Annotated in this window: 12 protein-coding genes; 6 read left to right on the top strand and 6 right to left on the bottom strand. The window is 42.9% G+C overall.

Going from position 1 to position 15,601, the window contains the following annotated elements:
• Positions 1-76: 76 nt before the first annotated feature.
• The 4 genes from BC751_RS19345 (at position 77) to BC751_RS19330 (ending at position 8,328) form a co-directional block, all read left to right on the top strand.
• Positions 77-3,946 carry an efflux RND transporter permease subunit gene (locus tag BC751_RS19345; protein ID WP_130277056.1) on the top strand — a complete coding sequence of 1,290 codons (3,870 nt, stop codon included), beginning with the start codon at positions 77-79 and terminating at the stop codon, positions 3,944-3,946.
• A gap of 69 nt (positions 3,947-4,015) precedes the next feature.
• A complete protein-coding gene (locus BC751_RS19340) occupies positions 4,016-4,408 on the top strand; it encodes a four helix bundle protein (protein WP_130277650.1) in 393 nt (130 codons plus the stop codon).
• A complete protein-coding gene (locus tag BC751_RS19335; RefSeq protein ID WP_130277055.1) occupies positions 4,405-5,940 on the top strand; it encodes a TolC family protein in 1,536 nt (511 codons plus the stop codon). The genes BC751_RS19340 and BC751_RS19335 overlap by 4 nt, the downstream gene beginning before the upstream one ends.
• Before the next feature lie 129 nt (positions 5,941-6,069).
• Entirely contained in the window at positions 6,070-8,328 is a 2,259-nt protein-coding gene (locus tag BC751_RS19330; protein WP_130277054.1) for an efflux RND transporter periplasmic adaptor subunit, read from the top strand.
• Between the two features lie 11 nt (positions 8,329-8,339).
• Here the strand turns inward: BC751_RS19330 and BC751_RS22155 are convergent, their stop codons facing one another.
• The gene (locus BC751_RS22155) at positions 8,340-8,714 is read right to left on the bottom strand and encodes a histidine kinase (protein WP_207226920.1); all 375 of its coding nucleotides are present in this window, start codon (positions 8,712-8,714) and stop codon (positions 8,340-8,342) included.
• Between the two features lie 24 nt (positions 8,715-8,738).
• Positions 8,739-8,975 (bottom strand): PAS domain-containing protein, encoded by a 237-nt coding sequence (locus BC751_RS22150; protein WP_207226919.1) that lies wholly within the window; start codon positions 8,973-8,975, stop codon positions 8,739-8,741.
• Positions 8,976-9,057: 82 nt separating this feature from the next.
• Between BC751_RS22150 and BC751_RS19320 the strand changes: the two genes are divergently transcribed.
• Complete coding sequence (locus tag BC751_RS19320) at positions 9,058-9,657, top strand: hydrolase (RefSeq protein WP_130277053.1); 600 nt, start codon at positions 9,058-9,060, stop codon at positions 9,655-9,657.
• Between the two features lie 102 nt (positions 9,658-9,759).
• Here BC751_RS19320 and BC751_RS19315 read toward each other — a convergent pair whose 3' ends face one another.
• The 3 genes from BC751_RS19315 to BC751_RS19310 all read right to left on the bottom strand — a co-directional run bounded on the left by BC751_RS19315 (position 9,760) and on the right by BC751_RS19310 (position 11,033).
• A complete protein-coding gene (locus tag BC751_RS19315) occupies positions 9,760-10,071 on the bottom strand; it encodes a hypothetical protein (protein ID WP_130277052.1) in 312 nt (103 codons plus the stop codon).
• Positions 10,049-10,210: a hypothetical protein gene (locus BC751_RS21980; RefSeq protein WP_165389864.1), complete on the bottom strand. Its 162-nt coding sequence runs from the start codon at positions 10,208-10,210 to the stop codon at positions 10,049-10,051. Before BC751_RS21980 ends, BC751_RS19315 begins: the two co-directional genes overlap by 23 nt.
• A gap of 229 nt (positions 10,211-10,439) precedes the next feature.
• Entirely contained in the window at positions 10,440-11,033 is a 594-nt protein-coding gene (locus tag BC751_RS19310) for a DUF4494 domain-containing protein (protein WP_130277051.1), read from the bottom strand.
• 116 nt (positions 11,034-11,149) lie between these two features.
• Here BC751_RS19310 and BC751_RS19305 point away from each other — a divergent pair, with 116 nt between their 5' ends.
• The gene (locus tag BC751_RS19305; RefSeq protein WP_130277050.1) at positions 11,150-13,435 is read left to right on the top strand and encodes a patatin-like phospholipase family protein; all 2,286 of its coding nucleotides are present in this window, start codon (positions 11,150-11,152) and stop codon (positions 13,433-13,435) included.
• 12 nt (positions 13,436-13,447) lie between these two features.
• On the opposite strand, the gene BC751_RS19300 is transcribed toward BC751_RS19305, so the two are convergent.
• Positions 13,448-15,460, bottom strand: a complete 2,013-nt coding sequence (locus BC751_RS19300) for a monovalent cation:proton antiporter family protein (protein WP_130277049.1) — start codon at positions 15,458-15,460, stop codon at positions 13,448-13,450.
• Between the last annotated feature and the right edge of the window lie 141 nt (positions 15,461-15,601).

Below are 15,601 nucleotides of genomic sequence, written 5' to 3'. Positions count from 1 at the left end.
GCGGATCCGATATCTATAAATATCTGTCTCCATCACTCAAAAGATGTGCAGATGATTTAAGCTAAATACAGAATTTATGCTAAACAATATCATAAAATTCTTTCTCGAAAATAAACTGGTCACAGTAATACTTCTTTTGCTCGTGATAGGCTGGGGGATCGTGACGGCCCCCTTCAACTGGAGCACGGGTTTTCTCCCCAACGACCCTGTGCCAGTAGATGCCATACCTGATATCGGTGAGAACCAACAGATCGTCTTTACCGATTGGATGGGACGTTCTCCTCAGGATGTGGAGGATCAGATCACTTATCCTTTGACTACCTCCCTTTTGGGGATGCCAGGTGTAAAATCTATCCGAAGCACCTCCATGTTCGGCTTTTCTTCAATCTACATCATTTTTGAGGATGATGTGGAATTCTATTGGAGCCGCTCCCGAATTCTGGAAAAGTTGAATTCGCTTCCTGCAGGATTACTGCCTGAAGGTGTGCAACCCAAACTCGGACCCGATGCAACGGGTCTTGGACAGGTATATTTCTACACCTTGGAAGGCAGGGATGAGAAGGGTAACCCGGCCGGTGGTTGGGATCTGCACGAACTCCGAAGCATACAGGATTACTACGTACGCTATGGCCTGGCAGGCACGGAAGGAGTGGCGGAAGTGGCGACCATCGGTGGCCATGTGAAAGAGTATCAGGTGGACCTGGACCCTGTGGCTATGAAAGCGCACAATGTGTCGATGATGCAGGTGATGAATGCCATCAAGCAGTCCAACCTGGATATTGGTGCCAATACCATGGAGATCAATCAAGTGGAGTTTATTGTTCGTGGATTGGGATATGTGAAGTCCTTGGAAGATATTGAAAAGGCGGTGGTAAAGGTAAGTAACAATGTACCTCTGCGCATCCGCGACATTGCCAAAGTGACCATAGGTCCTGCAAGCCGTGCAGAAAGGGCCATCCTGGACAAAGGCGGAGCCGAAGCCGTAGGCGGGGTAGTAGTAGCTCGCTATGGAGACAATCCTTTGCAGGTCATTGATGCCATTAAGGCCAAAATTGATGAAATATCCCCCGGCCTGCCCAGCAAAACATTAGAGGATGGTACGGTTTCCAAAGTGACCATTGTTCCTTTCTATGACCGTTCAGGTTTGATCAAGGAAACTTTGAATACTTTGAATGAAGCCATCAGCCTGCAGATCCTGATTACCATCATCGTGATCATGGTGATGGTGTACAATCTCAGGGCTTCCCTGTTGATCTCTGCACTTTTGCCACTGGCGGTGCTGATGTGTTTTATCATGATGAAGTATGTGGGTGTAGATGCCAATATCGTGGCGCTTTCAGGTATTGCCATTGCCATTGGTACCATGGTGGACTTGGGGATTATCCTCAATGAAAATATCCTTCGCCACTTGGAAGAATCGGATGGGAAAAAGACCAAACTCCAACTGATCTACGATGCCACTACCGAAGTGAGCTCGGCCATCCTGACCGCCGTGATGACCACTATAGTCAGCTTTTTGCCGGTATTTACGCTTCAAGCGGCAGAAGGAAAACTCTTTGGGCCTTTGGCCTACACCAAAACTTTTGCTTTGGTGGCTGCATTGATCTTTACTTTAGTTTTTATGCCGGCTTTTGCACATTGGGTGTTTGGTGCGCAGGTGAAATCCAAAAATTACAAGACTATCCTAAATGGCTTGATGGCTGTGGCTGGATTGATTCTTCTCTTTTATTTCCCTTGGGCTGGATGGGTGCTTTTGGCATTTGCAGCCAATCATTTGATCCATTATTTCTTCCCCAAGCAGACAAAAGAAGGTCGATACAAGAATCAGGTAGCCATGATCATTGCCGTAGTGGCTGTTTCAGTGCTTTTGGCCATTGAGTGGAGACCTTTGGGATTGGCCCAGTCGGTTTTTGTGAATTTCCTTTTTATTGGACTGGTGGTAGGTGTGGTTTTGGGCATCTTCGCGCTCTTTATCCGATACTATGCTAGGCTTCTTCATTGGTGCCTAGAACATGCCAAGGTGTTTTTGTTGATCCCTTTGACCATCATTCTTCTGGCGGTGAATATCTGGTTGGGCTTCGGAAAGATTTTTGGTTTTGTGGCCACGGGATTTGATAAGGTCGGGGTAAATATCCGTACCACTTCAGTTTGGTCAGGTTTGGTACACGCCTTCCCAGGTATGGGCAAGGAATTTATGCCGGCTTTGAATGAGGGTTCTTTTCTCTTGATGCCGACTTCCATGCCGCATTCGGGTGTAGAGGCTAATATGCAGATCGTGAAACAACTGGATATGTTGGTTCAGGCTATTCCTGAAGTGGAAATGGTGGTGGGTAAGGCAGGAAGGGCAGAAAGCCCTTTGGATCCTGCACCCATGTCCATGTATGAAAACATCATCAATTACAAAACCGAATACCTGCAGGACGAGAATGCCCGCAAACTCCGCTTCAAGGTGGACAGGGAGGGCAATTACCTGATCCAGGTCAATGGCAAAGTGTGGTGGTATGACCGTCAGGATGGGGCTATTTGGGATGAAGATAAAAATTACATGGACGAGGCCCAACGCAGGGCCGTGGCGAGAAACATTTCCAAATACCTTGTAGCAGACGAAAAGAAAGGGCAATACTTCCGTCAGTGGAGGGATGAAATCCGCACACCGGATGATATCTGGGATGAAATCCAGGTTCGTACCTCCAACCTTCCGGGGGTAACTTCTGCGCCCAAGCTCCAACCTATTGAAACCCGATTGGTCATGTTGCAGACAGGTATGCGTGCGCCCATGGGAATGAAGGTGTATGGTCCCAATCTGGAGACCATAGAAAACTTTAGCTTGAAGTTGGAGGCAGTCCTGAAGGAAGTCCCTTCTGTGAAATCAGAAGCTGTTTTTGCAGACCGCTCCTTAGGCAAACCTTACTTGGAGATAGATCTGGACAGGACCCAGTTGGGCAGGTATGGGCTTAACATTGCCGATGTACAGGAATTTATTGAGGTGGCTATTGGAGGCATGACGCTGAGTACCACTGTGGAAGGCAGGGAACGCTACGCCATCCGTGCCCGCTATGCCAGGGAGTACAGGGATGATCCAGAGGCCCTGAGGCGTATTTTAGTGACCACACCAACGGGAGCCCAGATTCCTTTGGGTCAGTTGGCCGAAATCAGTTACCGTCCTGGGCCGATGATGATCCGCGGGGAGAATACTTTCTTGGTGGGCTATGTGCTGTTTGATAAAAGAGATGGTTTTGCAGAGGGTTCTGTGGTGGATGATGCCCGTAATTTTATCCAACAAAAAATCAACTCCGGAGAATTAGAAGTTCCGGCAGGGGTTTCCTACACTTTCTCTGGAAGTTATGAAAACCAGATCCGCGCAGAGAAGCGCCTGGCGATTGTCATACCTCTCTGTTTGGCGGTGATTTTCCTGATTCTGTATTTCCAATTTAGGTCTACTGCCATGGTATTGATGATCTTCTCGGCCATTGCTATGGCCTTCTCGGGAGGCTTTATGATGCTTTGGCTGTATGGGCAGGATTGGTTCTTCGACTTCAATTTCTTAGGTACCAACATGCGTGAACTCTTCCAGATGCGCACCTTTAATCTTTCCGTGGCAGTTTGGGTAGGCTTTATCGCCCTATTCGGTATCGCGACAGATGATGGTGTGGTGATGGGAACTTATCTCAAACAAAGTTTCGAAAAATTCCAACCTAAAAATGTCAATGAGGTCCGCAAAGCAGTATTGGAGGCTGGTCTGAAAAGGGTTAGGCCTTGCCTCATGACCACAGCCACTACGCTCTTGGCGTTGCTGCCTGTTCTCACCAGTTCAGGCCGCGGTTCCGACATTATGATCCCTATGGCCATTCCGGCATTTGGTGGGATGACGGTGGCATTGATTTCCTTGTTTATTGTGCCGGTGCTTTATGGGAAGTATCAAGAGTTTAGGGTAAAAAGGAATTGATATTTATTGATATTGGATATTCATAGATATTGGTCTATAAATCAGTTGTTTAATTTAATCATTGATGTTATGGGGGAAAATAAAGATTATATAAAATTGGAAGACTTAGAGGTCTATCAATTGTCAAGAGCATTATCTAAAAAGGCATGGGCCATTTATTCGAAATTGAATTGGCAAATGAGAAAAATTATGGGAGATCAATTTATAGAATCTTCAGATTCCATTGGAGCCAATCTTGCAGAAGCTTATGGTAGATATCATTATTTAGACAGGATAAGGTTTTTATACAATAGTAGAGGTTCAAAATTGGAGTCTGTAAATCATTGGCTGAGCTTAATGCATGAAAGAGGTGTGATCTCTGATGATGAGTTTAATGATGCAAAGGATACAGCTGAAAAATTAGCTGTGAAACTAAATAACTACATCAAATCAATTTACAATTCAAAAAATGAATTGAAATGAAGAAAAAATTAGCGATCGATAATAGATTAACCGGATTTTCGACAAAAAAAAGAGGTTGGGGTCCAATTGAATATCTATCCATATCGAATATCTACAAATATCTATTTCTAATAGTATCTGCGGTTATTCATATAGAAGTTGCAGAAAGTCAAGTTCTGGAAAAATACTTAGAAATAGCAGTCGATAACAATCCTGCACTTCAAGCATCATTTAAAGGGTATCAGGCTTCATTAGAAAAAACAAACCAGGTAAGTCTGGAGAATCCCCAATTGAACATTGGGGTGTTTACCCGACCTATGGAGCTCTTGATGGGAAATCAACGGGCCGAGGCTTCGGTGATGCAGATGTTCCCTTGGTTTGGGATGCTCAAAACACAAAAGGAAGAAGCTACCCTCATGGCGGAGGCCAAATATGAGGAGTTTAGACAACAGCGCAATGTGCTCCTTTATCAGGTAAAGGAAACCTATTTCCAGTTGCAGCAACTCGAGAATACCATCGATATCACCGACTCAAATCTGGAGATTTTGAAGTCTTTGGAGCGCTTGGCCATTATCCGTTATCAGGGTGGAAATACCGCTGATGCTGTGTCTTCGGTAACTTCTGCTGTCAAAAGACCTGCCCGGGGAGGCCAGCAAGGAGGTGCAGATGATGGTATGGGTATGGGTGGAGCAAGTGCCGGAAGTGCCTCAAGCATGGGCCAATCTTCCCGATCGACTTCCGCCATGTCTGGCATGGGTTCTGGTTCTGCTTCAGGGAAGCTGACGGATGTGCTGAGGCTACAGGTGCAGATCAAGGCCCTGGAGTCCGATCTGCAACAGCTGGAAGTGGACAAAAGACCACTTTTGGTCCGCTTCAACCAACTGCTTGGCAGGGATAAAAATGAACCGGTCAATATTCAAAACCAATTGGAAAGCCAGAAAGAAATGGGCTGGGAATTGGCCATGCTGGAGCAAATCCTTGAAACCAACCCCATGCTCTTGATGCTGGAGAAAGAAGGTTTGGCCTACCAGAAGCAGGGAGAAATGGCCAAGCTGGAAGGTAAACCCATGTTTGGATTGGGGGTAAATTACATGGTTTTTTCTCCCAGACCTGAATCAGGTATGGTAGGGAGCATGGATGGCATGTACTATATGCCTGCCGGTATGGGCAATAATATGGTCATGCCCATGGCTACCCTCACCTTGCCGGTTTACCGCAAAAAGTACAGAGCCATGGAAGCCGAATCCAAGCTTTACTGGGAGGCCAATGAGCGCCAAAAGGAGGATCTGCAAAGGAATCTGGAGACGGAGTTTGAAAGCATATTGGCATCCATCAAAGATACTGACCGCAAAATCCGCTTGCTGGAAGAGCAAATCGAATTGACCGAGCAAACCCTTGAACTTTCGGTTACGGCCTATGCCACCGAAGGAAGCTCTTTTGAAGAAATCCTGAACATTCAAAAGGAGCTGTTGGATTTCCGCCTAAACCTTTTGAATACAAAGATTGAACGAGAAATTCAGTTTGCAAGGATGGAAACTTTGGTTGGTTTCTAATCTTTGAGGTCTTTGAGACCTCGAAGGTTTTTCGGTAAATTATCGTATGGCCTTCCAGGTTTTAAAAAACCTTAAAGGTCGCAAGTTCTTGAATCTTGTGTCTTATGTCTTGAGTCTAGAAAATAAAACATGAAAACAAATAAAAACATAATCATCATCATCTTCGGCTGCCTGTTCTTCGGTGGCCTGGCAGGTTGGTTGGTCCGTGGGACGGGCGATCATCCTGACCATGAGCACTTCCATGTAGCGGAAGACGGAACCATCTATACTTGTTCCATGCACCCACAGATCCGGCAAAATGAACCTGGTCAATGTCCGCTTTGCGGGATGGCTTTGACGCCTGTAAGCAGCAATTCGGGAAACAGTAGCCCATATGTGCTGGAAATGACCCCGGAAGCGATGGCCCTTTCCAATGTACAATTGACAAGGGTGAAATCGGGTTCAGGTACAGGAAAACTCACTCTCACTGGTAAAATCCAGGTTAACGAGCAAAGGGTGAAAAGCCTTACCGCTAATTATTCAGGACGTGTTGATCAGTTGTTTGTCAACTTCACCGGCCAGGAAGTCAGAAGAGGGGAGAAGTTGGCTACCCTGTATTCTCCGGACTTGGTCAATGCACAAAAAGAACTTTTGGAAACTGCCAAAATCAAAGATCGCCAACCAGCCCTTTATCAGGCTGCAAAAGAGAAACTGAGGCTTTGGAAGATTTCAGAGGAGCAGATTGCCAGAATAGAAAATTCAGGCCAAGTGCAGACACAGTTTGATGTCTATGCTGATGTGGCAGGAGTGGTTACCGCCAGGAATGTTGCAGTAGGAGATTTTGTCAACCGTGGGACAGCCCTATTTGAAATTGTTGACCTGAGTTCAGTTTGGGTGATTCTGGATGCTTATGAATCCGATTTGGGCATCATCCGCAAGGGCGATGACCTGAGTTTCCAGGTGTCTGCTTATCCGGGAAGAGAATTCAAGGCCAAGGTAAGTTATATCGATCCGGTTTTGAATCCGGATACCCGTACGGTGGGCATCCGTGCAGAAGCAGTCAACCGCAATTTTGAATTGAAGCCTGAGATGTTTGTTTCCGCTACCATATCCACTTCCCAATCTGCACAGTCCGGACTGATGATTCCCAAGACAGCCATCCTTTGGACAGGGCCAAGATCAGTGGTTTATGTGCAGGTTGGCAATAGGGAAGCCCCCGCTTTTGAAATGCGTGAAATTGAACTGGGTCCCCGGGTCGGAGATGATTATTTGGTGCTTTCCGGAGTGGAAGAAGGGGAGCAGGTAGTCAGTAATGGGGTTTTTGCTGTGGATGCAGCTGCCCAGTTGTCCGGTAATTACAGCATGATGCTCAGGCCTCAAGTCAAGACTTTAGAGGTATCAGAAGAATTCAAAAAACAATTGACATCGCTTATTCAAAGCTATTTAGCGATCAAAGATGCCCTGGTGAAAACCAATGCGCAAGAAACCCAGAGGTCAGTAAGTCCTGCCAAGGCCAGTTTGGGAAAAGTTGATGGAAAGTTGTTGGAAGGTAAAGCGCAAGATATCTGGAGGGATTTATTAAGGCCCATCCAAAACAGTTTGGATAAAATCGCTCAGACTACTGATGTGGAGGAACAGCGAAAGCACTTTGAGACCCTTTCTGATAACCTGATTGAAGCGGTGGAATATTTCGGTGTGGTGGACTACACGATCTACCGTCAGTATTGTCCAATGGCCTTTAGGGACAAAGGCGCTTATTGGCTCAGTGGAGAGAAGGAAATCCGAAACCCTTACTTTGGCGATATGATGTTGACCTGCGGAGAGGTGAAGGAGACGTATCAGCCGGGAAGGAGGGTAACTGGTACAGCTAATCCTACAGAAGTTAAGAGCGAGACAAAAAAGGAATCTGCTGATCATAGCCAACATGACCACAGTGCCCATGCAGGATCTTCAAATTCAAAAAGTCCAAGGACAGCGGCCATGGCGAATATTGGATCTAACCATGTCCATATTGATTATTCTGCACCAAGTGTGAGGGGAAGAGAAATATTCGGAGGTTTGGTAGCCTATGGCGATGTCTGGGTGACAGGGGCACATACTGCTACCAGTATTTCATTTAATCAGGATTTGTTTATAGAGGGAGTTCGGGTTCCAGCAGGGAAGTATGCGCTGTTCACCATCCCTGGAAAGGAAAAATGGACCTTAATTCTCAACAAGAATTATGAACAGCATTTGGCGGATGATTACAAGGAATCTGAAGATGTGGGTAGATGGGAAGTGGTGCCTTCCACTTTAAAAGAATCTGTCGAACAGCTTCGCTTTGAAGTGGTGGCTTTGGATGGTAAAAATGGCCTGCTGAAATTCGCTTGGAGTCAAACTGGATTTCAGGTGAAATTAAGAGCCAATTGATTTCAGTTTTTTTATTCCCCTATCGAGGTATTCAGATTTACAGAAAGGGCAATGCTTTCTTTGAGGGCATTGTCCAATTTCTCAGCTTCATATTTAAGCATTTGAAGAAGATCTCTATTATTATTAAAACTATTGCCCTGTTCCATTACTTCCAAAATCCCCAAGATATTGGCCAATCTTGCACGCATATCATGGGATTGATAGAAGGTAATATTTTCAAGTAATTTCTTCTGAAGCTGGATCATTTCGACCGTTTTATTTTTACTAAAGAATACAGTTTCAGTTTTATGTCCTACACCTGAAATATCCATCATTTTATTGTCGCTGTACCTAAGGAAAAACTCCCATTTTGACCACTCAAAGTCTTTTCCATCCCTTCTTAACATTCTTAGGTCTATGGTGAAACTTCTTCATTTTTGAGATAGTGTGTTTTCCAAAAGGAATTGATATTTTGAAAAGTCATTAGGAAAAATGTAATCTGATAAGCTGGAACCATTAAGTTTGGATCCTGCAAATTCCAATTCCTGGCTAAGTTTTGGGTTTGCACTGACAATTTGTTGCTTATTATCCAACAAAATGGCAAATAGGTAAGTGGAAGAATACAATTTTTCTTCTGTCTGAAGGCTTGAAAGTGAGTTTGGGTTCATTTTTAAAAATTTGAACCAATATAATTTCCATGAAATTAAAAAGCAAAAAAAAATATTCAAAAAACAATAAAATGGGTTTAAAATGAGTTTAACACATCCTCTGAACAGGTCTGAATTTGGACGAAAAGACGATCTTGGGAATGTCATGTCTTTGCCCCAAGCCATGGATTTGCTAAAAGATTGGGTGAAGAATGAAAAATTGCTTTTCCATATGCAACAGGTAGGTCATTTGATGAAGGAATTTGCAGCAGCAAAGGGTTACGATGAATTTACTCAACACTTATGGCATTTGTCTGGACTCTTGCATGACGCAGATTGGGATCAGTGGCCGGATGATCATTGCAGAAAGATTATTGAAGAGTTGGAGACCAGAAACCAAGATCCAAGGATGATAAAAACCATAGCTTCCCATGGCCCCCGGTATTTTGGAGTGGATCCTGAGTCTGAAATGGATAAAATGCTCTATGCTTTCGATGAGCTCTCCGGATTTGTTCATGCTTATTCATTGATGAGGCCCGAACGCTATGAAGGCATGGAAATCAAAGGGGTTAAGAAAAGGTTAAAAGACAAAAGTTTTGCTGCTCAGGTTAGCCGAGAAGACATAGCAGATGCTTCCCAAAGGGCTGGAATTTCCCTGGAAGATTTGATACAGTTTGTGATTGATAATCAGTTGAGGGCTTGATTTAAAAAGATTGCAAAAATTCTAAAGGAGTAAAAACTTGAAAATTTTCAATTGCATTTTTGTAATCTTTGATATGGGTAATAAAATAATCTGCCCCATGATTTACAGCAGTATAGTATGGTAAGGCATCTTCTTTATTAAAGCTTGGTTCATTAAATTATTGCCTCCAGAAATTACGTGGCATGCCCCTATAAAGTCTTTTAATTTAGAAGCTGCATTTTCAATTTTGTAAATATCGTAGGTTAAATAAATTAAGTTGGATAAGCTACATTCTCCAATAAGGAGGGCAATTTTATCCTTGATTACCGGTTCAAGTAGCTTAACAGAGACCTCGAAATGAGGGGATCTTTTAGAAATGATGTCAAATGCAACATCTGTATCAAGATGAACCTCAGGCAAACTTCCTTTTAACATGCTCTTTTAATAATTCTTCATCAGGTAATGTGTCGATAGATGATGATTTTTCAAGCGTATTTAATAAACTTTCAGCAGCTCTTTGATGCTCGGTTTTGATTGCATTCTCCTCTGAATCTTCAAAAATTTCCTCAATCATTCTTGATAAAGAAATACCTCTGGCTTTGGCTCTTTTTTCCCTGTATCAATGACACTTTTTTTGATGGTTAAGGTGAGTTTAGTTTTCATAGGAATACGTGCTTATGTAAATATGCGTATTTTTTTGTCAAATTGTTCCTAAACTGCTTCAGCTATCTTTTTTGTCAAATCAGAAAAAAAGACCTGGCAAAATTCTTTACCAGGTCTTTATGATTTTTAATCAATTAAATCTATTCAGATTCATCTTCATATTCCATTAGTCTTGGCATCTCTTCTGAAGACGAGCTTAGTTTTTCCATATTTTCCTGCCTGATTGCTTCCCTTCTTTCCTGTTCTGCTTTGACTTCACTCAGGGGTTTTAAATTGGAGGGTGGGGGAGGAAGTAATTCTTCATCGTCACGCTCGTAAGGGAACACTTCCACGATGGGGCTTTCCGTGATGTCAGGTACCCTGAAAGTTACCAACATATTGCTCAAACTTTCATGGATACGGTCATAGGCTTCTTTGACATCATGGGCAGTCACCAACATGTATTGGGTAACTTTTTTTTCCTTGCCACTGTCTGCATCTGCTACCACATAGGTGATTTTGCACTTGTGCCAAATATCAATATCATCGTAAGGGAATACATCCACAAAGTTACTCTTGGAGATATTGGTGACCTGAAAATCACCCCTAATCGTAGAGCCAAGCATATCATAAATCCTCGCCTCCGCCTCAGTAAAGGATACGGCATCAACCAGGTATTGCTCAGAAACATTTTTTAAAAGCCCTTGCTCGTTTTCTTTGGCGTATTTCACCTTGCACAAAAACCAAATTCTCATATTCCGCAAATTAAATTCAGGAAGCGAAGGTAGTGGATTGACTTTAAAGGCACAATGAAATTCAGGATTTAGAATTCATTTAAAATTCCATTATATTTTCAGGGAACAAAAGCCGTATGTGGGATAAGATTATTTACAGTTTTCCTTTTCAGTTACTATTTCTTCACCTCAAGAAAAATCTTTTACTATTAATTACTTGGGGGCTACTGTTATTGATCATTTTCCAAAGATTTGGATCGGTGCTGGGCATCCCGTATCTTTTTTTAGATCCAGAATACCTCAATAAAGTGTCTTTCCAAAGTTTTTTTCTTGTAGGGGTTGCCTTTGCCATTTTTACAATGGCCTTCCACATGACCACCTATATTCTGGATGGGCCAAGATTTAAGTTCCTTGCCATAATACCCAGACCATTTCTTCAGTACTGCCTGAACAATTCGATTATTCCTTTACTCTTTTACATCATCTACCTGATCAGATTTTTACATTTCCAGCTGGATAATGAACTTGAAAACAATTGGGTCCTTTTGGAATACCTGTTAGGCTTTATAGGAGGTACTTTGCTCACTTTTTCCTTACTGTTCCTGTATTTTGGATTTACCAATAAGGATTTTTTCATCCTTTTTGCAGGGACAGTCGAAAAGCAGCTACGGAGGACCAAGCTTTCCAGGGCCAATATGCTCAAGCGCATCAAGGAAAATAAAAGGGCAAAAAATAAGGTCCTGGATTATCTGGATATTTCTTTTCGGATAAAGCCCGTAAGACAGGATCTCTCGGGTTTTGAAGGGCAGCAACTCCTCAGGGTTTTTGACCAGAACCACCTCAACCTGGTCATAATTCAGACAGCCTTGATCAGTTTGATCCTGATCATGGGCATTTTTAGAGAAAACCCCTATTTGCAACTTCCCGCAGCGGCAAGTGGGATTCTTTTGCTTGCCATTGCCACCATGCTGGTGGGGGCAATCTCGTTTTGGTTAAGAGAATGGGGTACCCCTGCGGTGGTCGGAATGGTACTGGTTTTCAATTCGCTTTCCAATACAGAATGGTTCAATAGGCCCCATGAAGCTTTTGGTTTGGATTATGACAGAAATCCTGCCTTATATAATTTAGACAACTTGAATGAACTGCTGCATCCGGATACTATTAAAAAAGACAGGGATTTTACTTTGGAAATTCTGGAAAACTGGAGGGCCAAATTTCCTGTTGATTCCAAACCCAAAATGGTCCTGATCACAGTCAGTGGGGGAGGGCAACGTGCTGCACTATGGTCCTTAAAGGTCCTTCAGGAAGCTCAGGCTGCTACTGAAAACCGGCTTTTTCAACATGCCCAGTTGATATCCGGAGCATCAGGAGGATTGATCGGTGCAGCGATGTTCAGGGAATTATTTTATCGTTCTCAATCCGATCCGACAATCGACCTTTTTAATGAATTGTATCTGGATCAGATTTCCTCAGATAACCTTAACCCTATCATTTTCACCTTGTTGGTCAATGACCTACTTTTCAGAAATCAGTTTTTTGAATACAAGGGAAGAAAATACCTGAAAGACAGAGGTTATGCTTTCGAAAATCAATTGAATATCAATACTGAAGGGTTGTTGGATAAGCCTATTTCGGATTATCTCCTGCCGGAATATGAGTCCAAAATACCTATGATGGCACTTGCCCCTTTGATTACAAATGATGGACGCAAACTATATGTGTCCCCGTTTCCTGTTTCTTATATGGGGATTTCACCTGAAAGGTCTGAGGGAATGAATGAGAAAAGCCAAGGGATAGACTTTCAACGGTTTTTTAGACATCATGATGCTGGCGCTCTCCGGTTTATTACTGCATTAAGAATGAGTGCCACATTCCCTTTTATTACCCCCAACATACAATTGCCATCTACCCCACAGATGGAAATCATGGACGCCGGATTATCCGATAATTTCGGCATGCAGGATGCACTGAAGTTTATTCATGTCTTTAAGGATTGGATCAAGGAAAATACATCTGGTGTTCTATTACTGACTATAAGGGATTCCGAGAAGTTTTCTGAAATCGACCAAAAACTTCCTCCAACCATCCTGGAGAAATTTTTTACTCCTCTCAAAAATATCTATATCAATTGGGACAATGTACAGACACTTTATAATGAGGTACTATTCACCAGAATGAAAGAAGACCTTGATTTTCCTTTAGAAAGGATTGAATTTGAATACTCCACTTTGGAATACCTCAAAGAAAGAGGGCTGGTTGATGATGGGGGGAGTTTTAAACAACAAGAGGAACAGGAAATCCAAAGAGCCTCTTTAAATTGGAGGCTGACAGCAAGGGAAAAGAAATCCATTATCGATAATATCAACTCCCCTTACAACGGGAACTCTTTGAACCGTCTAAGGAATTTTAAACTATTGGAATAACACAATAACACATTAATCAACTTCTACTTCGGATTCAAATTTTTCCAAAGCTTCAGGTCTACCAGCCACATAGACTATGTCTCCCAATTTCAACTTTTCATCGGGTTTAATGCTGGTAATGGTTTTTCCCTCTCTCTTAATGGCAACTACATTGATTCCCAAGTCTTCCCGGATGCCGGCTTCTCTTAGGGGTTTATTGATGTACTTTCCACTGTCCCTTTCTATCATAACGCCCACAAAATTAATTTCAGGGAGGGCTATTTTTACTTTTGGTCTAGGTTCCCCTGAAGGGAAGCGGAACAATTCGTAATTGTGGGACCTGATTTCTTCTGTGAATTCCTCTATGTCATGCCTAGGAATAAGGTACTTACCCAGTACCCTGGTGAAAATTTCGATGGATGTTTCAAATTCCTCCGGTATTACCTCATCTGCACCCAGTTTGAGGTTTTCATCGATTTCATTCACATACCTGGTCCTTACGATAATGTAGGGGTTTTGGGTCAGGTGTCGGATGGATGCCACAATCCTCTTTGTCGCTTCTGCATTGGATATGGCTATTACTGCCACCCTGGCTTTGTTAATGTTAACATGCTCCAGCACTGTTTCATTGGCAGCATCTCCATAAGTGATAGGCTCTCCTTTCATGGATTCCTCTTTGACCGTTTTGGCGTTCATCTCTATGATGGCATAGGGGATTTTGGCAGATTTGGCTGCTTTGGACAGGTTTCTGCCGTTCAAGCCATATCCAATGATGACAAGGTGGTCCTTGAGCTCCTCTTCCAATTCAAGCTCTGGTAAATTTTCATTGCCAAATTTTTTGTTCAGCTGATTGGGTAAGGGTAAATTCAAAATACCACAGGAAAAGTCCTCCCGCTTTTTCAAGATAAAAGGTGTGATGGCCATGGTAAGAATTGAAACGGCCAAAAAATACTGGTAGGTTTCGGCATCCAAAAGCTGGTAGCTCCTTCCCACTTTGGCCAATAACAAAGAAAATTCGCCCACTTGGAAAATGGAAAAAGCCACTATAAATGCCTCTTTGAATCCTTGGCCAATAGCCCTCACCGATATGCTTACGGTAATGAATTTGATGGCAAAGGTCAAAACAGTCAGAGCAAGAATGGGTAATATATGCTCAAATAGGAAGGTAATGTCAAACAGCATGCCTACCGACACAAAGAAAAAACTTAGGAATACCTCCCTGAAAGGCAAGATTTTACCAGTAGCATGATGGCTGTAATCTGATTCACTGATGATGAGTCCGGCTAAGAACGCTCCAAGCCCAAGCGATAAGCCCAACAAGGAAGTGGCATAAGCCACAGCAAAGCAAATCACTATAATACTTAAAAGGAACAATTCCTCGTTTTTGGTTTTTGCAATACGGTAAAGGAGAATAGGTACCAGGTATTTGGCACTCAATAGGGTCAAAATGACCACCAAAGTTCCTTTCACTGCCATCAAAAACAGGGACCAAGCCACGTTATCCGATTCTCCGGCCAGCATTGGTGTAAATAACATCAAGGGCACGATGACTATATCCTGGAATATGAGTATGGCCAAAGTTGTTCTGCCTGAAATTGTATTTACCTGCCCGCTTTCCTGTAGGAGTTTGAGTACAATTGCGGTACTGCTCAGGGAAAATAGAAATCCAATGAAAACAGCTACATTCCAGTTAAACCCAAGGAAATAAGCCACAAAAGTGGTAGCTAAAATGGTCAAAGAAACCTGTAGCGCTCCACCTATAAAAACTGCTTTTTTGATGGCCATGAGGCTTTTTAAAGAAAACTCCATGCCGATTACAAATAGCAGGAGAATAACGCCAATCTCAGATAGGACATCTACCGTAGTGGAAGCTTGTACCAGAGAAAGGCCATATGGACCCGCTATAGCACCTGTGAATAGAAATCCGATAATTGTAGGGATTTTAAGCCGCATAAAAACCAGGATCACCAAAGTGGCCAATCCGAAGATCCAAACAATGTCGGATAGCATGGGTAATTCTACAGCTGTAAAAATAAAATGAAACATATACTGGACTTTTGCTGATTGGTTTATCTAACTTAAAAATAGCAGGAAAAAAATAAAAATCCCTTTGGGTTTTCTAAATACCATTTTTCCAATGCACATAGCCAGCTGATTTTAAATGTTTTGGAAAAAAATCCCCTGTCG

The sequence above is a fragment of the Cecembia calidifontis genome, assembly GCF_004216715.1.
In the GTDB taxonomy this organism is placed as follows: domain Bacteria; phylum Bacteroidota; class Bacteroidia; order Cytophagales; family Cyclobacteriaceae; genus Cecembia_A; species Cecembia_A calidifontis.
This window is presented reverse-complemented; position numbering and strand designations above follow the sequence as displayed.